Genomic DNA, 18,224 nt, shown 5'->3' with positions numbered 1-18,224 from the left:
ATCCGCGCCCTCTTTTTTCGGCGCGGCGTCTTTGCCTCGTTCGCCTGCCTTAAAATTTTTACCTCGCTCGCCCGTTTTGAAATTTTTGCCCGTTTTCTCCGTCTTAAATTTATCTTCGGTCTTGAAATTTCTCTCCGTTTTAAATTTTTTGCTCGCAGCGGATTCGGATTTTTTTGTGGGCGTGCTGCGAGTTTTCAAATTAGCGGGCTTTTTAGACGGCCTGCTTCTGCTCGCCGTAGAATTTTTCGGCGCGCCGCTCCTTTTTGCCTTAGTAAAATTTTCTGTCTCGCCGTCCGTGTCTGCGGGGATGAAATTTTTCGCCGTAACGCTAGTATCTGAAATAGCGGAGCTTTCCGCCGCAGCGGGCTTGAAATTTTCGCTTGTCGCTGTGGATAGCTCGGAATTTACGCTTGCCGTTGTATTCGGCTTAGAAATTTTATCCGCCGCGATGTTTACGGGGCTATCTTTTAGAGCGTCCAGCACGCCGTTTATAAATTTTGGCGAGATGCCAAGCTCCTTGGCGGAGTTGATCGCTTCGTTGATGACGATGCCCGCGTCGGTGTCCGTAAAGCGCAACTCATACGCCCCGAGCCGCAGTATCGCGCGCTCCAGAGCCGAAATTTCGGCGAGCTTGAATTCCTTTAAATTTTCATCTATCAGCGCATCGACCGCGGCGAGATTTTCGCTAGCGCCGCGTAGAAGCGCCAGCGTCCAGTTGCGCTGCTCGTTGCGAATGCGCTTTTCCTCCAGATATTCGTCCGCAAAGTCCTCGCCGCCGCCGTTCATATCTTGGGAGTAAAGCAGCGAGATCGCAGCGAGCCTGGCTTGGTGTCTGGTAGCCATTTTAAGCCTTTATGTTGCGAAATAGACTTAGAAGCTCGATCGCGCCGCTCATCGCTTCAAAGCCCTTGTTGCCGGCCTTTGCGCCTGCACGCTCGATTGCCTGCTCGATATTATCGGTAGTTAGCACGCCGAAAGTCACGGGCGCGCCGTATTTTAGCATAGTGTTTGCGATACCCTTGCTTACCTCGGCGCTTACATAGTCAAAATGCGGAGTAGAGCCGCGGATCACCGCGCCTAGGCAGACGACGGCGTCGTAGAGCTTGGAAGCTAGCGCCTTTTCAAGCGCGAGCGGGATCTCAAAAGCGCCAGGAACAAGCATAAGGCTTAAATTTTCCTCCTTGCCGCCGTGGCGCAAAAACGCATCATGCGCCCCTTCGACTAGGCGATCGGTGATGATGTGGTTGAAGCGGGCGTTGATGATTAGAATTTTTTCGCTGCCCTTAAGAGCAAGCGAGCCTTCGATGATTTTCATGATTTTCCTTTGCGTTAAATTTAGCGCTAAGCTTAGCTAAATTCGCCAAAATTCTAAATTAATTTCAGCATCACGGCGCTTGAAATTATTAGAAATAAGAGGGGCGCTTTGCGCGCAGAAATTTTCTCGCGGTGGATGAATACGCCTAGGATCACAGCGCCGATCGTGCCAATACCTATGCATAAGCTTAGCGTGAATATGAAAAATATGCGAAGCAGATTAATCTCTGCGCCCTCTTTTAGCGCGACGATCGTTTAGAGTGAAGTGATAAAAGCGTGCCGAGCCCCGTGTATAGGACGTATGCGAGCGCAGCGCTATGTATTTCAAAGCAAGCATAAATATAAAAAGTTCGCAATCACGCAGACGACGGTAAATAGCCGCTCTTGTGTACCGGTAGCGTGCTTAAGCCCGTATGCCTGGTCGCACACAAAAAGCGCTCTGATGAGGATGAAAGCAAAGCTTTGGCGTTAATAAGCCGCCTAAATTTTAAATTTAAAATGCGATTACGATGGCTTAGATTGAAATTCATCTTAAAATTAATCCTAAATAATAAATTTTATTATTCGTTTAGAAATTTTAGGCTATAATCGCTTCAAAATTCATTTCAAGGAGAGAAAGATGTTTAAACTTAGAGAGTTGCCGTTCGATGCGGCGCACAACGCGGTCGTAAGCAAGCAAACCTGTGATTATCACCACGGCAAGCACCATGCGACCTACGTGGCAAATTTAAATAAACTTACCGAATCGGGCGAGTTCGCGGGCAAGGGGCTTTATGAGATCGTAACGGCGGCTAGCGGCGGGCTTTTCAACAACGCAGCGCAGGTTTACAACCACGATTTTTACTGGGATTGCATCGCAAAGCCTAGTGAGCCGTCTGCGGAGCTAAAATCGGCGCTAGCGGAAAATTTTGCGGATTTTAAAAGCGAGTTTTTGGCTGCCGCTACGGCGCATTTCGGCTCGGGCTGGGTGTGGCTCGCTTACGATCCGAAATTGGGCAAGCTTTGCATCAAAGCGACCCAAAATGCCGCTACGCCGGTAACTGAGGGGCTCGTGCCGCTTCTAGTCGTGGACGTTTGGGAGCACGCGTATTACATCGATGAGCACAATGCGCGCCCGAAATATTTGGAGAAATTTTACGCGGGCATCAACTGGGAGTTCGTCTCAAGTGCCTATGAATGGGCGAAAAAAGAGGGTCTCGGCTCGGTGAAATTTTACATCGATGAGCTTCACGGCAGAGATTAAATTTTAAAATTTAAGCGGACGCGGCGATACAAAGATCTGGGTCCGTCGCGCTTCGCTTGCGTGAATTTTAAATTGCGCGGGCACGTCACAAACGGAAGCGGTGCTACCCGCAGAGTTAAAATCCGCTTTAAACGCATAATCCGAGTAGAGCGGATAGGCTCGTGCAGAATACGTAGAGCCAAAATCGCTTAGACGCACCGTAGGCGACCCTGGACGATAATCGCTGCGGCGCTTGGTGCACGCGACCGATCGCTTAAAATTTTAATTCAAAGCTAGCGGCTAAATTTTAAAGGCTTTTCTTGAGATTTAGCCGCAGCAATACCGTTTTTCAATCTATCTTTTAAATTTAAAATTTCATCAAAACTCGGGCGCTAAATTTGATTAAAATTTAGCCCAAAATCATCCAGAGCCCGATCGCGCACATCAGCGCAGAGCAGAAAATTTCGAGGTATTTTAGATGGGTTTTCAGCAGATTTTTTAGCACCGCTCCGCCTAGCGCGTAGATGCTAAGGCAGATACTTTCGCTGGCGCACAGCGTAGCGACGAGGGTGAAAGTGCGCGCGCCGAAAAGGTTGTCCGCGTCCAAAAACGGCGGAAAGAGCGCGGTGAAAAATATCCACGCCTTGGGGTTTGAGACCGCGACTACGAGGCCTTGGAAGAAGATATTTTCGCTACGCTTTTGTTTTTGCAGCTTGAAATTTCCGCGCGCTAAAAAGGTCGCGACGCCCAGATAGAAGATATACGCGCCGCCTAAAATTTTAATCGCGCTAAGCGCCGCAGGGTGCGCAAGCAGAATGCCCGCGACGCCGAATATGCACGCAAGCGCCACAGCTGCGACGCCTAGCACCTGCGCGAGCAACGCGGGCAGCGCCCTAAGATAGCCGCGTGCGATGCCGAGATTTAGCGCGTAGGTCATGTTGATGCCCGGCATCAGCGATATCGGAAAGATCGTAAAGAAAAACAGAAGCATTGAAAACCCCTAAATTGCGGCTAAATTTTAAATTTTATCTCTCGCGATACGGCGCCGCTGCGATAGATTTTAAAATTCTAAAATTTAACGCGCTACGCTGAGGCGAATAAAATTTTAAAATTCCGCCGCACCGCGGAACTGCACATTGCGAGCTGTCATCTAGAATTTTGCACATCGCTTTATTGCGCTTCATCATTGCGATATGCCGTGCGCCGCGCCGCACCCAAACTTTTCTTGGGGCGGGAAGGGGGCTTGAATTGCGAGGTCGCTCCCCTTCCCGCCCCAAACCCCACCTAACCCCCGACGACGCTTTACAAGGGGCAGGCTACGCCTGCGCTGAATTTATATTATAACTGCGGTGCAGTGTCTCGCACCTAGTCGCAAGACCGCCGTGCCGCAAGTTTTAATACAATGTGTCGCACCGAGTAAAAACTTACGCCGCAGAGTATGCAACGGAACGAATGAAATTTTAAATTCTACACGCCTTGGCATAAAATATATTGCGGCGAAGTGAGCTGCACCGCCGCGGGTAAATTTAAAATTTAAAACTCTCGCGGCTTTAAATTTAGCCGAAAATCCCGTATCCGAAGATCACCGCGATGATGAGCGGCAGGATAAATTTGACATACAAAAACCAAACTCCCGCGAGCCTCGCGCTCAGATCGCCTTCGTTAGTAAGCTCGTAGATCGCGTCTTTTTTCAGCACCCAGCCCACGTAGATGCAGCACAGCAGCGCCGTTAGCACGAAAAAGACGTTCGCGCTTATGAAGTCGAAGGCGTCGAAAACCGAGCGCCCCAGAATTTTAACGTCCGCAAGCACGCTGCTTGAGAGTATGCAGGGCAGGTTGCCGAGCACGAAGACGCCGCCGAGCGTTAAATTTACCGCCTTTAACGTTGAAAATGAGAAGCGCTCCTCGACGAAATTTATGATGACCTGATAGATCGTGATCGACGTCGTAAGCGCGGCGATGAGCAAAATCGAGAGAAAGACCACCGCAACGGCGTTGCCGAACGGCATATGCGAAAACGCGATCGGCAGGCTCTTAAAAACCAGCGACGAGCCGCTGCTCGGCTCAAGCCCTGCGCTAAAGAGCGATGGGAAGATCATAAAGCCCGCAAGCACGGCGATGAGCGTGTTTACGACCGCGGTGATAGTGGCTGTTTGCATCAGCTTCTCGTCTTTATTAAGGAAGCTAGATAGCGTGATCATCACGCCGAATCCGAGCGAGAGCGCGAAAAAGACCTGACCCAAAACGTCGATCAAAAGCTTGGGCGTGATCTTAGCAAAATCGACGCCGAGATAAAATTTCACGCCTTCCTTTGCGCCTTCGAGCGTTAAATTTGTAAGGATCACCGCGATGAAGCACAAAAATAACGCGGGCATTAGAAATTTTACGAATTTTTCGATCCCCTCGATGATGCCGTTTTTCAAAATGTACCAGTTGATCGCTATGAAAACGATCGTGTAAGCTCCGACGCCGAGTGGGCTATTTTCGATGTGATCTGCGTAGAATTTCTGCGTAAATGCAGGGTCTGTGATCCGCGCGGAGAGGTCGAAGTTGCCGCTTACGATGTTTACGATATAGGTTAGCACCCAGCCGCCGAGAACCATATAATAGGCTAAAATTCCAAATGCGCCGATTACGCCCATGATGCCTACGATTTTCCATGCCGGCTTTATACGCGAGCCGTCCTTTTTAGGCGCCGTGAAAGCATCGACGCAGTTTCTTAGCGCACGGCGTCCGATGACATTTTCTACCAAGATCATCGGGATTCCAAGCACGATCATCGCGATGCAAAATATGAGCACATAGGCGCCACCGCCGTTTTGCCCGACTAAATACGGAAACCGCCACGTGCAGCCAAAGCCGATCGTGGCGCCCGCGACGGTTAAGATATATGTGAGCTTGCTGCTCCAGGTCTGTCTCGGCACGCTCCCTCCTTAAAATTGCTCTTTTTTGAGCTTGTCGAGGAAGTCCTCGATATTGTATTTGGCGCGGTAAGTCTCGCTGATGAGATGGACTATGATGTCGCCGAGATCGACGACGCTCCACTCATCGCCGCTTTCGATAGCCAAAAACTCCTCGCCGAGCGGCTTAAGCACGCTTTTTAGCTCCTCGATGAGCGAGGCTGCGTGGCGGGCGGTCAGCATAGTGGCGATAACTACGAGCTTTGCGATATATTCGCGCCCCTCCATATCGATGATCTGGACGTCTTCGGCTTTCTTTTCGTTTAAAATTTCGGCGATCCGCTCCGCCCTTTGCTTTGGATCTTGCATATCTTTCCTTTTATAAAATTTTATGACCTCTGCTGCGATCTTGGGCGGGATTTCGCCTTTGAAATCTCGCCTAAAACCGCTTGAGCTCGCATCTACGGCAATCTCGATCCGCCTTAAGCTCGCCCACTGCCGCGGGATCTCGTAGCCGGGCCTCGTAAGCACGACAAACTCCGCTAATTTCTGCAGTTCGCTAAAGTCGCGCCATTTATGAAGCTCCGATAGGTTGTCGGCCCCCACGACGATGTAGAGCTTTGGTGTTGTATCCGTGCCGCTTGCGCTACCTATGCAATTTACTGCGTTGCCTGCGCTATGCGCGTCGTTTGTATCATTTATGTCGCTCGCATCGCTTGCGTTGTTTGCTTGGCCTGCGCCGTTTGTATCATTCGCGCCGTTTGCGTTATCATTTGCTTTACTTGCGCTGCTTACGTTATTTGCTCTACCCATGCCGTTTGTTTCATTTGCGCTACCGCTTACGTTGCATACGTCGTTTGCACTACCGCTTGGAATTTTATTCGCGCCTGAAATTTCATCCGCATCCAAACTCTCACTTGCCATGATACTTGGAATTTCACGGTTTTTTGCGTTTGAAATTTCGCTCGCATTTGAAATTTTATCTGCGTTTTGGATTTTACTCGCGCCGTCCTCGCTGCCCGCGTTACTTTGTGAAATTCCGTCCATTTCGCTTTTGCTACCAATCGAAATTTGATTCGCCATTCCGCCTTGCAGAGCTTCGTTTTTTGCGTTAGCGGAAATGCTCGTCCTGCCCGTAATATCGGCGGAGCAGGCGTCGCCGCCTAGAATTTTACCTATATCGCACGACAAAGCCCCGTCCGTCTTCTCGAGTAAAATTTCGTCTGCGCTGCCAGGAGTATAAGCACCGGCAGAAATTTTATTCGCAATATTTGCGCCGTTAGGTAGAGCCCTATCCGTTACGGCTGCCGGGGTTTCGCCCGCTCCGCCTGCCGTCTCGGACGTGATTTTGCCGTTCGCGCCATATTTTTCGAGCAGAAATTTCACGCTTTGTATCGTGGGTACCGAGCGGTTTTGCGAAATTTCATAATCGCTCACCTCCACGTGAGGGGCGTCGCTCCACACCGCGCGGCACCATCTAAGCCGCAGCTGCGGAGGCGCCGAAAAGCTCTTTTTAAACGGGTTTAGAAACGACGGCATGATGACTAGCAAGTCGGGCTTCAGGCTGGATAAGATCGCCTTTACCGCCGCGTCGTGTCCTGCGTGCGGCGGATCGAAACTGCCGCCGAAAAGCGCGATCTTCACGCGCCTGCTCCGCGCCGCTCCGCGCCGCAAAATTTCTCGCCCTTCGCCGCAAATTCCGCGGTATAAAATTTTGCGCGGCGCAATCTTACTTTATGAAATTTTACGTCGCAAAATTTCGTGCTACCAAATTTTGTTGCAAAAAATCCTGCGTTTTGCAACGCGAAAAATTTAACGTCGCGCTTTCTAAATTTTTCCGCGCAAAATCCAGCGGCTGCGAAGCGGGCGTTAAAATTTGGGTTTATGTAAGGCTTTTGCACGGGCCGCCTACATATATTTTTCTAAGACGCGTGGAATTTCGATGCTGCCGTCCTTGCGCTGGTAGTTTTCCATTATCGCGATTAGCGTGCGGCCGACCGCGAGCGAGGAGCCGTTTAGCGTGTGAACGAGGCTGTTTTTCTTGCCGTCTTTGAAGCGGATCTTGGCTCTGCGCGCCTGAAAATCACGACAGTTGCTGATCGAGCTGATCTCTCTGTATTGGTTCTGCCCCGGCAGCCAAACCTCCAAATCCACGGTCTTTGCGGCGCTAAAGCCCAGATCGCCGCTGCAAAGCAGCATGTGTCTGTGCGGAAGGCCAAGGCTAGCTAGCAGATCGCTCGCGCACGAAATCATCTCCTCAAGCATCTTTGCGCTATCCTCTGGGCGCGTGATGGCGACGAGCTCGACCTTTTCGAACTGATGCTGGCGGATCATGCCGCGCGTATCGCGCCCCGCCGAACCCGCCTCTTTGCGAAAGCAGTGGCTGTAGCTGGTGAGCTTGATCGGCAGCTCCTCGCTGCGTAAAATTTCATCGTTAAAGAGATTTGTCGCCGTAACCTCGCTCGTAGGGATGAGGTAGAGGTTTTGCTCCTCGTCGTCAACGCGATAAAGATCGTCTTTAAATTTAGGCAGCTGACCCGTGCCGTAGAGGATCTGATCGCGCACCAAAAACGGCATATTTACGAGCTCGAAGCCGCGTGAGTTGTTAAATTCGATCATATAGTTGATGAGAGCCATATTCAGCTTTGCGCCAAGACCTCGGATCGCTGTGAAGCGGCTGCCGCTGAGTTTGACGCCGCCCTCGAAATCAAGCCACCCGAGCGCCTCGCCGAGCTCGAAGTGCTGCTTGGGCGCGAAGTCGAACGTGCGCGGCTGCAGCACCTTTTTGATACAGACGTTTTCGTTCTCGTCCGCACCGATCGGCACGTCGTCGTCGATGATATTCGGCACGCACGCGGCGATCGCTTCTAGGCTCTGCTCGCGCTCATTTACGAGCTCGCTTAGGTTTTGAATCTTTTGCTTATTTTCCTCAAGTTGCGATTTTAGCGCGCCTACGCCCTTGCCCTCGCGCGCGGCGAGGCCCAGCTCCTTGCTCTTTGCATTTTGCACGGCTTGGAGGTTTTCAAGATCGCTCTTTTTAGATTTTAGCTCGTTGTAGGCATCCAGTAGCGTTTGTAGGGTCTGCGGCGGGACTTTTTTGGCGATGAGTTTTTTATTAAATTCGTCGAAATTCGTCTCGATAAGTTTTAAATTTATCATTTTCTGCCTCTTTTTGGTAATTTAAATTGCGACATTTTAACTAAAGTTTGCTTTAAATACTCAAAATAAACCCACATTTAAGCAATACGGATGAAAAAAAGTGATACAATTCCGTAATATTTTATTATGAAAGGTATTACATGAAAGCAAAATTTGCTTTTTTAGGAATTTTCGCGGCGAGCCTTGCTTTCGCACATTTTGGCGTTCTTACGACGGATAAAAATGTCGTAGAGGATCAAAAAGATGCTACTTTAAAGCTAAATTTGGAATTCTCCCATCCGTTTTTGCAGGAATCTATGAATCTACAAAAGCCCGCAGAATTCGGCGTTTTTATTGATGGTGAGAAAAAATCGCTCCTAGGCAGCCTAAAAGAGCAAAAAAAAGGCGAAAATTCCTATTTTGCGGCGGAATTTAAAGCTGACAAGCCATCGCTTTTAGCGTTTTATTTTGATCCGAGACCCTATGCCGAGCCGGCTGAACAGAAGATGATCCGCCATATCACCAAAACCTACGTCGATGCTTACGACGCGGGCGAAGGCTGGGATAAGCCGCTCGGGCTAGAGGCGGAGATCGTGCCGCTAGTGCGGCCTTATGCGCTGTATGCGGGCGAGATATTTAGCGGAGTTTTTTTATTGCACGGAAGGCCCGTCCCAGGCGCGGACGTGGAGATCGAGCTATATAATGATAAAGGCTACAAAGCCCCTAGCGAGGCGCATGTCACGCAGGTCGTTAAAACCAACGGCGCGGGCGAGTTTAGCTTCGTGATGCCGGTTGCCGGCTGGTGGGGCTTTGCGGCTCTTAGCGAGGAGGAAGCCGCCAAAGGAAGCGAGCAGCCCGTAAATGAGCTGGGAGCCGTGCTTTGGATCAAGGCAGACGAGCTGAAAAAATAGGGGAGCGACTCGGTGAGATCTCTTTTTTTGGGCGAAATTTGCGTCGCTGCGTATAAATTTAAATTTACGCTTGAGCAGGGCTTTGAAATTTTATTTTCGCGCGTTTTGCTTGGCGACGTAAAATTTCAAGCGAATTCTGCGGCTAAAATTTTACGGGGAAGAATTTTGTCGTTTTGCACCCGCGCGCAGTCTGCGTCTCAGGGTTTGGTTAAAACTTTACGGAGCAAAATTCCGCTGAGTAAAATTTCAAGTAGCAGAACTCTGCTATGTGGAATTTTGCTCGGTAGGAATCCGCTCTTAGTAGCTTCGAGCCGCAAAATTTCATATCCATGGATTTATGAGCTTAAAATACCAGCACGTAAAATTTCGTTTTTTGAAATTTTAAGAGCCTTACCTTTTAAAATTTCGCAAGCTTTGTTTTACCGCGCGAACACCGCGCCGAGATCGATCAGGGCTTTAAATTTTGCGTTGCAAAATCCGCTCGCTGCTCCTGCAATTGTAGCAAGCGAAAATTCTTGCGCCGTGCGAGCCGTAAAATTTATCAAATTTACTGGTTCCACAAGCAGTTTTGAGACCGCTCTGAGTCTTGCGCTGACAGCCGCCGCAAACAGGACGCAAGCCGCGAGTTTTACAGCCGAAAATTCTGTCGCGGCAAAAGCCGTAAAAGTAAGACCTGTAATAATCAAAGCGATTATCGCAAAGGTCGCAAATGCCTTAAATTTAGCTAGCTCCTGCATTTTTGCGCGTCTAAAAAACAGGGGCGATTTAAAGGAGGCGAGCCGTGCACATTAGTGAAGGAGTTTTGAGCGCGCCCGTGCTGCTAGCTGGCTGGGCGGTTACGGCGCCTGCCGTGGCGGCGATTTTATGGCGCGTAAGGCAGTCTGAAATCCCGAGGATTGCATGTTTTAGTGCACTATTTTTCGTCGCATCTTTCGTGCACCTGCCCGTGGGCGTCAGCTCCATGCACCTGATGCTAAGTGGGCTCGTGGGCGCGTTTTTGGGCTCGCGCGCGATCTTGGCGATTTTCGTTGCGCTGTTTTTGCAAGGGGTGTTTTTCGGCTTCGGAGGGCTTAGCGTGCTAGGCGTAAATACCGCAGTCATCGGCTTTCCAGCGGTTTTGGGCAGACTCTTTGCCGCCGCCGCAAAAGCGCAAGAGCTAAAAGTGCGCACGCAAAAAATTTATCTGTTTTTAGCGGGTTTCGTGCCGATCGTCTGCTCGATGCTGCTTCTTGATCTCGTGCTTTTCATCAGCGGACGGGAGTTTTTTGCTATCGCGACGCTCATCTCGCTCGAAGGCGCAATCTTAGCTGTTTTGGAAGGGATCATCACTCTTTTTGCACTTAGCTTTATTACGAAATTTTACGGCGGACAAAGGCGATGAGAGCGCTATTTTTCTTGATGGTTTTTACCTCCTTCGCATTTTCGCATGCGCTTCATCTTTTTGCGACGCAAGAGGACGATAAGGTGGAGATTTATAGCTATTTTTATAAAAATTCTCCCTGCATGGAGTGCGAAGTTTTAATCAGTGTGGACGGGCGCGAAATTTTGCGCACTAGGACCGATAAAGAGGGACTTGCGAGCATACGAATACTCGCTAAAAATTTTACTATTCAAATTTATGGAGGCGCAGGGCACGGCGCGCAGATGGAATTTAGCGCCGAGGACTTTACGCCGCAGAATTCCGGCAGCTCCGAAAATTCCATGCCACAAAATTCTGACGTTTCTAAAAATCCTGTGCCGCAAAATTTGAACGCCGCTAAAAATTTCGCGTCCAAAGACAGCGTGCCTGAAAATATCGCGCCGAAAGCTAGTACGCCTGAAAATAAAATTTCAAGCGTTTCCGAGCCTTTGGAAAATTCCGCCTCGCAAAGCATCTTGCCAAAAGAAAGCCCTAAGGGCGATATTAGGAGCCTGGCGTTTCAAAACCAGTCCGCCGAGGCGCCTAAAATCGCGCTTTGTTTGGCCTTGATTTTCGGCTTTTTTGGCTTAATGTGGCTAGCGAAAAGAGCGCGCAAATGAGCCCCGTCATATCGCTGCTCGCGTTTTTTATATTCAGCTTCGGCGTCGGACTTAGCGGGCAGCTTTACGCAGCGTTTTTTGCCCCGCCGCTACTTCTTTTTGCGCTTAAAATTTCGATTGCGCGTGCGGTCTGCACAAGGCTTGCGGTATTAAATATCTTTGCGATTTTAAGCGCGTTAAGCCCCGCCGTGGTCGGCAACTACGAGCTTGCGGGTGTGATATTTTTGCGCGCGAATTTGATAATGGCGTTTGCAATTTTGCTATTTTATGGCAAAGACGAATATTTTTTCGCGCGCGGATTTTACGGGCTCGGGCTCGGCGAAAAGCTAAGCTCTTTGGTGTATTGCTGCGGGCGATTCGTAAATTTTTTACGCTCGGATCTAGCAAGGCTGCAAGCTCTTTTGCGGATGCGCGGATTTGTGGGGACGAGCGGAATTTTCACTTATAAAATTTATGCGAATTTGATCGGGATTTTAGCGATTTCGGCACTTGAGCAGGCAAGGAATTTAAGCATGGTAATGAGTGCGCGAGGGTTTTGCGGTAGGTTATTTTACGAACATCGCGAGGGCTTAAGCGTCTCGGAGGCCTCGTTTTTGATGTTCGTGCTGGCGTGCGTATCTGTTAAAATCGGAGCTATCTTATGAGCTGCTCGCTTAAGGCGCTGGATTTAAGCGCTAAAAACGGCGAGCGAGAAATTTTTCGCGGCGTAAATTTGAGCGTAGGGCATAAGGAAAAAGTGGCGATCTTGGGCGCGAACGGACAGGGTAAGACGAGCCTGCTTCAAATTTTAGGCGGCCTAAGGCAATGGGGCGAGGGTGAGATCGAGCTTTTCGGCGAGAAGCTCGAGTGTGTGGAGGATTTTGCAAAATTTCGCCACGAGATCGGGTTTTTATTCCAAAACAGCGACGATCAATTTTTGTGCGCGAGCGTGTTTGAGGACGTCGCATTTAGCCTGCGTGCACAAAATGAGCGGCTAAAACAAGCACGAAATGCGGAGAAAAGGCGTGGAATTTTTTCTAAATTTTTTGGTCGTAAGGCGCAAATTTTAAGGCAGGGCAGCGAAAACGACCATCTAAAAAAGCTTGAAATTTTAAGCGAAGAGCAGATCGAGCGCAAGGCGCTAGAGACGCTACGGCGCTTGGGAATCGAACATCTGCGCGAGCGAGTGCCCTTTCATCTAAGCGGCGGCGAGAAAAAGCTGGTGGCGCTTGCTGGCGCGCTGGTGTGCGAGCCTAGGATACTGCTACTGGACGAGCCTACGACGGCGCTTGATGAGGCGATGCAGGAGCGCGTGGCGGGGATTTTGGCGGAGCTCGACGTAAGCGAGATCATCGTTTCGCACGATAAAAGCTTCATCGATAAAATCGCGGATAAAATTTATTATTTAAAATCTGACGGGCTATATGAAAGCCCATGATAAAATCATAGATAAATTTATCGTTTAAAATCAAGAGGCTTGTATAAGTCCATAATGGCGACCCTTGCGGGATTTGAACCACGCGTTTTCGCACTGAGAATGCAACGTCCTGAGCCACTAGACGAAAAGGTCAAGAAGCCGCATTATAGCGACAAAAACAAAATTTTAGATAAAATGCTGGCGGCGGCGCAAGCACAGATCGCTTGGAATTTTAAAAGCCGGCGCGGCATAGATAAAATTTGCGACGTAAATTTTATGATTTGGCTGAAATTTCATATATGAAAAAAGTCTAGCCGATCTTTTCCATCGCCTTGTTTTTAAACGCTACTGGATTAGCGACAAATTGGAAGCTAACTGCCGTGCCGCCGGTACCTCGCACCACTATGGTGCCGAATTTTAAAATTCGTCCCAAGATACTCTGCATTACGGATATGCTTTCGATTTTTTCATATTTTAGCTCCGCCGTTTCGCGACTGATAAGACCCTTTTTGCCGATTATACGCTGATTTGTGATAGCAAGCTCGTTTGTTTTTAAAACAACAAATCCGTGAATTAGCGCCGCTATAAAACCGCCAAAGCATATGAATGAAAGTCTATCATCTTTATTTATGATTCCAACTATCGCGGGAATCAATATGATGATAGCGGAGATAAAAACCGCCCAGTGAATTTTAGCTTTAGCAATTACAGTTTCGCCATTTAGAAGGTTAGACTCTACGTAACCCATAAATATCCTTTAAAAGAATTTTAGGCTTGAATTATATCCCTGCCCCATTAATTTTGACTTAAATTTTATGCGGCGGCAGCTCGTGTAATGCGGATTGGGCAATCGGAATTTGTGCGTAAATTTAGATTAAATTTTACTTTGTCGGCTGCGAAATTTTGTACAAAATTTATGGCTAAATTCTGCGCGCTAGGCTTTTAGAATTGTAAATTTAGCGGCGCGAAATTGTCCTGCTCGCGCTGGGCGATAGGCGCATGCCGCGTAAATTTTATCAAAGCCCTCGAAGTTTGGTGAAGCGCGCGTGGAGTTTAAAATTTTACAAATACGCTAAATTTTATAGCCGCGCGATACGTTTGAAATTTTAGCGTGCGATATGCAAACTCGCTGCGCTTGAAGCACATCCTTGTGGAATATAAAATTTGTTAGCGCAAAGTGCAAAAAGCGGCTAGCGTGCGAAAAATTTTAAGCTCGCTAGCCTAATTTGAAATTTTATAGCCGCCCGCTCTAAAATCCGAGCGCTTTTTGAATCGCGAGCGTCTGCGCGACAACGTGCTCAAGCTGCTGTAAATTTAGCATATTCGGTCCGTCCGAAAGCGCGTGAGCGGGATCTGGGTGTGTTTCGTAAAAAAAGCCGTCCACGCCCACGGCCGCCGCCGCTCGTGCAAGGTACGGCACGAAGCGCGAGTCGCCGCCGCTCGTAGCGCCGATACTAGGCATCTGCACGCTGTGCGTCGCGTCGAAAATGACCGGCGCAAACTCGCGCATAATCGGCAGCGAGCGCATATCGACGATCAAATTTCCGTAGCCGAAGGTACTGCCGCGCTCGGTGAGCCAAACGCCGTGGCGGCGCGCCAGATCGTGCATACCTTCGCTGCTTGGCTGCGAGGCGCTTTGCGCGGCACTTATCGAGCCGTCTTGCGCGTTGCAAGTATGAGAGAAGTTTGGTTGCAAGGTGCTTTGCGCTTCGCTTTTGTTATCGCTTTGTGAGGCACAAGGCGTCGCCGTACCTTTAGCGGTACTTTCGGCACCGCTTTTAGCGCCGCAAGTATGAATAAAATTTTGTGTGCCCGATTGTGCACCGCAAGAATTTTGCGCGCCTAGCGCCGAAGAAGCGCTATCCGCACCGCCTCGGGCGCCGCTTTGTGCGCCGCGAATTTCGGCATCGTCGGAGCAGGCGCTGTTTTGAGCGGCCTTTGTATCGCTAAATGCCGCGTCGCTTTGCGGGGTATAAGCCCGCGCGCTGCGGGTTTGCAGCACCTTTTCGACGCTGTGTTTCATCGCCTGCGGCGATAGAAACTGACCTTTTTTGATATTTACTACCGCTTGCGTGCTGGCTGCGGCGACGAGCAGATCGGTTTGGCGGCACAAAAACGCGGGTATTTGCAGCACGTCGGCGACGCGCGCGGCGGGCTCTGCCTGGTAACTCTCGTGGATGTCGGTTAAAATTTTATAGCCGAACTTTTCCTTTACCTCGGCTAAAATTTCGCAGCCGCGCTCAAGCCCCGGGCCGCGGAAGCTTGAGATGCTGGTGCGGTTGGCTTTATCGAAGCTGCTTTTGAAGTAAAATTCCACCCCGCTCATTTCGTTGAATTTGCGCAAACTTTCCGCGACTTTCATTATCAGCTCGCGGCTTTCGATCACGCAGGGTCCTGCGATCAGTATCATGAAATATCCTTTTTTAAAATTTGCGCGATTTTAGCGAAATTTTACTAACTCTTAATAGGGCTTGCCGAAAAATTTCTCGTAATGCTCGTAAAAGCGTTTGTAGTAAGGGTTTGAGTAGCGCTTGCGCATGCCGTAGTTGTAGCACTCGATCGTGTCTTTGATATTTTTATTTTTGGCGTTCCAGCATTTGCGCAGAATTTTGGCGCATTTGGTGAGGTTGTACATCGGGTTGAATATATAATCTATCTCATTTTGGCTGAAATTTATGGCGTTTAGCTGCCCGAGCCCCACGTCGATGCTAAATCCGTCCTCGTACAGGTACTTGGCGATCTGCACGGCGTAAATTTCGTTTGCCGGTATGATCGTAACGACCCATTTGCTGGAATTTAGGCTATAGTTGCTCGTTTTGATACGGACATTTTGATTGCGCAGGCCTGCAAAATAATCGGCGTTTGCTTTGTTCGTCAAAAAGGAGATCGTGTAGGGCTCGAAGTCGCTTTCGATTTTGACGATGGTGTATAAAATTTCAGGCTTTACCCCTTCATTTTGCGCTACTGCGGCGATAGCGTTTACGATCTCGTTTGGCGAGTAAGCGGGGGCTTGAAGCGCTAAAAACAGGGCAAAAACCAACTTTTTCATATAAGTTTACCGAGCCTTTGATAAAATTTTATGTCGCAAGTATAGCACAATTTCAGTCTTTTCATCATTGTTTAAGTGAAAATTAATCGTATTGGATATATAATTACATTTCTTTTTTAAACCCAAACGGTCGCTTAGCTCAGCTGGTAGAGCGCCACCCTTACAAGGTGGATGTCGCAGGTTCGATCCCTACAGCGACCACCATTTTGAAATCCTTGGATTTCATACTTCTTTAGCACTTGCGTTGCGAGTGTGATTTTTGGTGCGACGGTAGTTCAGCTGGTTAGAATGCCGCCCTGTCACGGCGGAGGTCGTGGGTTCGAGCCCCATTCGTCGCGCCACTTTCTTACGATGTCTTGCTAGCTCAGTAGGTAGAGCATCTCACTTTTAATGAGGGGGTCGTTGGTTCGAATCCAACGCAGGACACCACTTTTATTACTAATTAAATCGTAAATTCTATATATTGATGTTTATATCTAAAAAGCTAAAAATAAGTAAGGATATAAAATGAAATTTTTTCTAATCATACTTAGTATATTTCTTTGTATTTATATTGTTCTTTCGGTGCTAAGTTTTTCACCTTGTGATATTAACGATATGTTGAGGCAAAACTACAATCGTATGAGCAAAAATGCAGATTAAAATTGATACAACGAGCTAATAATGGCAACAGCGGGGCATATAGGCGACTTTTCTATTATTATGAATTTTATTTTTTAGATAGATATTGTATAGATCAAAAGGCGCAGCAAGAATTAGACAAAGAGGAGCTAAATTTTATTAAAAAATTTCATTCTGGAAATTTAGATCTATGCACAAATAACGACTTTATAGTTGGTTTATTAAAAAAGTGCGTTTTGAGGGAGGGAAATTTCACATTGTGTACCGAGCGGATCGGAAAGGAAAAAGAGATTAATATGGATGAAGTCATACATCTATACTACTCGGATAGAAAGCCGAAAGAATAAGAGATTTCATGAAAAATAAAATTTACTTTATTGCCGCCGCTATAATATTATTTGCATGGATATTTTATCTATATAAAGAGCAAAGCGCCTCTTGCGATATAAAAGATCTTTTTATGGGCGATACCGAAATAACAAAAGAGTGCAGAATTGCTATAATAAGGCAATTTGAAAAGAATAGTAACCCGCGCGCATATAAGCGATTGAGTTTAGTTTATGGAAAAATTTTAAGCGAAAGACCGACAGAAGAGGTTTTAGATGAGCTAGATCAAGAAGAGATAGAATTTTTGAAAAAATTGTATCCTGATTCAAAAATTTTATCTAAAGAGTCGCCAAGCAGAAAATAATCAATTTTTATAAACGCAAATTTGCCATAAAGATGGCTAAATTTAATAAAGAAATGAAAAGGACGGTGATTAATGGAGTTAGAACTTTTATACCAGAATTCAACGAATTCTGATAAATTTAGCATCTATTCGTTTGTTGGAAAATTTATATATCAAAAAACTTGGTCGGATTGCGATTATTGGGAGTTAGATAAAACTTTAATGCAGATTTTGAGCTTTTATCATAACAAAACGCTTCCAAAAGAAATTTTCGCCGCAATACTAGCGATATTTAATGATGTTATCGGCGTGGAGGATAAATCGGAAATTTATGTAAGTAATATGCTGTGCGCGGAAAACAGCGACGGCGTGGTGCCTAGCATATATGATAGATTTGAAAGATTAAATGTTCTGTGCAACAGCATCGTATTCAAACAAAAGCTTGACAATAGCGGTTTTTGGTATATTCCAAAGGATTAATGCAATGAATCTTGTAAATTTTTATAGAAATACTGCATTTGATGATAGATATGATGCAAATTCGTTCATAGGTATGATTTTAGATAATAATCTATGGTCCGATGATGAATATTGGAAATTGGAAGCCGATTTAAAAAAGATTTTGCAGCATTATAAAAACAAAGAGCTGGATCCGGAGATCATGCAGGGCATTATTTCTATCTCTAATGATATATTTCTAAACGGAAGTTGGCGCGACGTAGATATAGATGCAAAAAGCGAATGTTTTAAAACGTATGAATATCAAGAAGATATAAAGCCGAATATTTTCGATAGATTTCGTCGTATAAAAAGCCTATTGTTGGCAGTCGCATCGGGAGATGAAAATTTTTATAAAATCAAATTTTTCTATGAAAATTAATATAAATGATCTCTGCTTCGCAAATAAGGTGTATAATTTAGCAAAAGCAAAAATTACGGCGGATAAAGATGAAAAAGTTATTAAATTTGAAAAATAGTAGTTTA

At 47.4% G+C, this 18,224-nt stretch carries 21 protein-coding genes, 4 tRNA genes and 2 pseudogenes; 15 read left to right on the top strand and 12 right to left on the bottom strand.

Annotated features, from left to right (window positions below):
* Positions 1-468: 468 nt before the first annotated feature.
* Positions 469-843 (bottom strand): annotated as a pseudogene (gene nusB / locus Q0537_RS09135) (transcription antitermination factor NusB); the annotation flags it as partial.
* Between the two features lies 1 nt (position 844).
* Positions 845-1,315 carry a 6,7-dimethyl-8-ribityllumazine synthase gene (ribH, locus tag Q0537_RS09130; protein WP_291939803.1) on the bottom strand — a complete coding sequence of 157 codons (471 nt, stop codon included), beginning with the start codon at positions 1,313-1,315 and terminating at the stop codon, positions 845-847.
* A gap of 618 nt (positions 1,316-1,933) precedes the next feature.
* Here ribH and sodB point away from each other — a divergent pair.
* Positions 1,934-2,557: a superoxide dismutase [Fe] gene (gene sodB, locus Q0537_RS09125; protein WP_299227415.1), complete on the top strand. Its 624-nt coding sequence runs from the start codon at positions 1,934-1,936 to the stop codon at positions 2,555-2,557.
* 388 nt (positions 2,558-2,945) lie between these two features.
* Here the strand turns inward: sodB and Q0537_RS09120 are convergent, their stop codons facing one another.
* From Q0537_RS09120 to serS, 5 genes are all read right to left on the bottom strand, one after another.
* Positions 2,946-3,527, bottom strand: a complete 582-nt coding sequence (locus Q0537_RS09120) for a LysE family translocator (protein ID WP_299227412.1) — start codon at positions 3,525-3,527, stop codon at positions 2,946-2,948.
* Positions 3,528-4,092: 565 nt separating this feature from the next.
* Positions 4,093-5,460 carry a sodium-dependent transporter gene (locus tag Q0537_RS09115; protein WP_299227409.1) on the bottom strand — a complete coding sequence of 456 codons (1,368 nt, stop codon included), beginning with the start codon at positions 5,458-5,460 and terminating at the stop codon, positions 4,093-4,095.
* Positions 5,461-5,469: 9 nt separating this feature from the next.
* Positions 5,470-7,080, bottom strand: coding sequence for a ribosome silencing factor (gene rsfS, locus Q0537_RS09110; protein WP_299227406.1), 1,611 nt, complete (start codon positions 7,078-7,080; stop codon positions 5,470-5,472).
* Positions 7,077-7,337 (bottom strand): hypothetical protein, encoded by a 261-nt coding sequence (locus Q0537_RS09105; protein ID WP_299227402.1) that lies wholly within the window; start codon positions 7,335-7,337, stop codon positions 7,077-7,079. Before Q0537_RS09105 ends, rsfS begins: the two co-directional genes overlap by 4 nt.
* A gap of 7 nt (positions 7,338-7,344) precedes the next feature.
* Complete coding sequence (gene serS / locus Q0537_RS09100; RefSeq protein WP_299227399.1) at positions 7,345-8,595, bottom strand: serine--tRNA ligase; 1,251 nt, start codon at positions 8,593-8,595, stop codon at positions 7,345-7,347.
* A gap of 140 nt (positions 8,596-8,735) precedes the next feature.
* Between serS and Q0537_RS09095 the strand changes: the two genes are divergently transcribed.
* Genes Q0537_RS09095 through Q0537_RS09070 form a run of 6 tightly spaced genes read left to right on the top strand, consistent with a single transcriptional unit; the run spans position 8,736 to position 12,921 of the window.
* Positions 8,736-9,485: a DUF4198 domain-containing protein gene (locus tag Q0537_RS09095; RefSeq protein ID WP_299227397.1), complete on the top strand. Its 750-nt coding sequence runs from the start codon at positions 8,736-8,738 to the stop codon at positions 9,483-9,485.
* A 12-nt stretch (positions 9,486-9,497) separates the two neighbouring features.
* On the top strand, positions 9,498-10,277 hold the full coding sequence (locus Q0537_RS09090) for a hypothetical protein (RefSeq protein WP_299227395.1): 780 nt from the start codon (positions 9,498-9,500) through the stop codon (positions 10,275-10,277).
* Entirely contained in the window at positions 10,267-10,866 is a 600-nt protein-coding gene (gene cbiM, locus Q0537_RS09085; protein WP_299227393.1) for a cobalt transporter CbiM, read from the top strand. The genes Q0537_RS09090 and cbiM overlap by 11 nt, the downstream gene beginning before the upstream one ends.
* Positions 10,863-11,504: a hypothetical protein gene (locus Q0537_RS09080; protein ID WP_299227386.1), complete on the top strand. Its 642-nt coding sequence runs from the start codon at positions 10,863-10,865 to the stop codon at positions 11,502-11,504. The genes cbiM and Q0537_RS09080 overlap by 4 nt, the downstream gene beginning before the upstream one ends.
* The gene (locus Q0537_RS09075; RefSeq protein ID WP_299227383.1) at positions 11,501-12,148 is read left to right on the top strand and encodes an energy-coupling factor transporter transmembrane component T; all 648 of its coding nucleotides are present in this window, start codon (positions 11,501-11,503) and stop codon (positions 12,146-12,148) included. Before Q0537_RS09080 ends, Q0537_RS09075 begins: the two co-directional genes overlap by 4 nt.
* The gene (locus Q0537_RS09070) at positions 12,145-12,921 is read left to right on the top strand and encodes an ABC transporter ATP-binding protein (RefSeq protein ID WP_299227380.1); all 777 of its coding nucleotides are present in this window, start codon (positions 12,145-12,147) and stop codon (positions 12,919-12,921) included. The genes Q0537_RS09075 and Q0537_RS09070 overlap by 4 nt, the downstream gene beginning before the upstream one ends.
* 55 nt (positions 12,922-12,976) lie before the next feature.
* Here the strand turns inward: Q0537_RS09070 and Q0537_RS09065 are convergent.
* Positions 12,977-13,053, bottom strand: a tRNA-Glu gene (locus Q0537_RS09065).
* On the opposite strand from Q0537_RS09065, the gene Q0537_RS09060 reads away from it, so the two are divergent.
* Positions 13,021-13,203: a hypothetical protein gene (locus tag Q0537_RS09060; protein WP_299227377.1), complete on the top strand. Its 183-nt coding sequence runs from the start codon at positions 13,021-13,023 to the stop codon at positions 13,201-13,203. The two genes, Q0537_RS09065 and Q0537_RS09060, sit on opposite strands and share 33 nt — an antisense overlap.
* A 7-nt stretch (positions 13,204-13,210) precedes the next feature.
* Here the strand turns inward: Q0537_RS09060 and Q0537_RS09055 are convergent, their stop codons facing one another.
* The 4 genes and pseudogenes from Q0537_RS09055 to Q0537_RS09040 form a co-directional block, all read right to left on the bottom strand.
* Positions 13,211-13,648 (bottom strand): PH domain-containing protein, encoded by a 438-nt coding sequence (locus tag Q0537_RS09055; protein WP_298989808.1) that lies wholly within the window; start codon positions 13,646-13,648, stop codon positions 13,211-13,213.
* Positions 13,649-14,149: 501 nt separating this feature from the next.
* On the bottom strand, positions 14,150-14,923 hold the full coding sequence (locus Q0537_RS09050) for a hypothetical protein (RefSeq protein WP_366811447.1): 774 nt from the start codon (positions 14,921-14,923) through the stop codon (positions 14,150-14,152).
* A 27-nt stretch (positions 14,924-14,950) separates the two neighbouring features.
* Positions 14,951-15,310 (bottom strand): annotated as a pseudogene (locus Q0537_RS09045) (3-deoxy-8-phosphooctulonate synthase); the annotation flags it as partial.
* 51 nt (positions 15,311-15,361) lie between these two features.
* On the bottom strand, positions 15,362-15,949 hold the full coding sequence (locus tag Q0537_RS09040; RefSeq protein WP_299227374.1) for a transglycosylase SLT domain-containing protein: 588 nt from the start codon (positions 15,947-15,949) through the stop codon (positions 15,362-15,364).
* A gap of 128 nt (positions 15,950-16,077) precedes the next feature.
* Between Q0537_RS09040 and Q0537_RS09035 the strand changes: the two genes are divergently transcribed.
* From Q0537_RS09035 to Q0537_RS09005, 7 genes are all read left to right on the top strand, one after another.
* A tRNA-Val gene (locus Q0537_RS09035) sits at positions 16,078-16,153 on the top strand.
* 60 nt (positions 16,154-16,213) lie between these two features.
* Positions 16,214-16,290: transfer RNA gene (locus Q0537_RS09030), tRNA-Asp, on the top strand.
* A gap of 12 nt (positions 16,291-16,302) precedes the next feature.
* A tRNA-Lys gene (locus Q0537_RS09025) sits at positions 16,303-16,378 on the top strand.
* 215 nt (positions 16,379-16,593) lie between these two features.
* Complete coding sequence (locus Q0537_RS09020; protein WP_299227371.1) at positions 16,594-16,917, top strand: hypothetical protein; 324 nt, start codon at positions 16,594-16,596, stop codon at positions 16,915-16,917.
* An 8-nt stretch (positions 16,918-16,925) separates the two neighbouring features.
* On the top strand, positions 16,926-17,261 hold the full coding sequence (locus Q0537_RS09015) for a hypothetical protein (RefSeq protein ID WP_299227368.1): 336 nt from the start codon (positions 16,926-16,928) through the stop codon (positions 17,259-17,261).
* Positions 17,262-17,333: 72 nt separating this feature from the next.
* On the top strand, positions 17,334-17,720 hold the full coding sequence (locus Q0537_RS09010) for an Imm41 family immunity protein (RefSeq protein ID WP_299227365.1): 387 nt from the start codon (positions 17,334-17,336) through the stop codon (positions 17,718-17,720).
* 4 nt (positions 17,721-17,724) lie between these two features.
* The gene (locus Q0537_RS09005) at positions 17,725-18,120 is read left to right on the top strand and encodes an Imm41 family immunity protein (protein ID WP_299227362.1); all 396 of its coding nucleotides are present in this window, start codon (positions 17,725-17,727) and stop codon (positions 18,118-18,120) included.
* Positions 18,121-18,224: the final 104 nt, after the last annotated feature.

Source organism: uncultured Campylobacter sp. (genome assembly GCF_938017775.1).
Lineage (GTDB): Bacteria > Campylobacterota > Campylobacteria > Campylobacterales > Campylobacteraceae > Campylobacter_B.
This window is presented reverse-complemented; position numbering and strand designations above follow the sequence as displayed.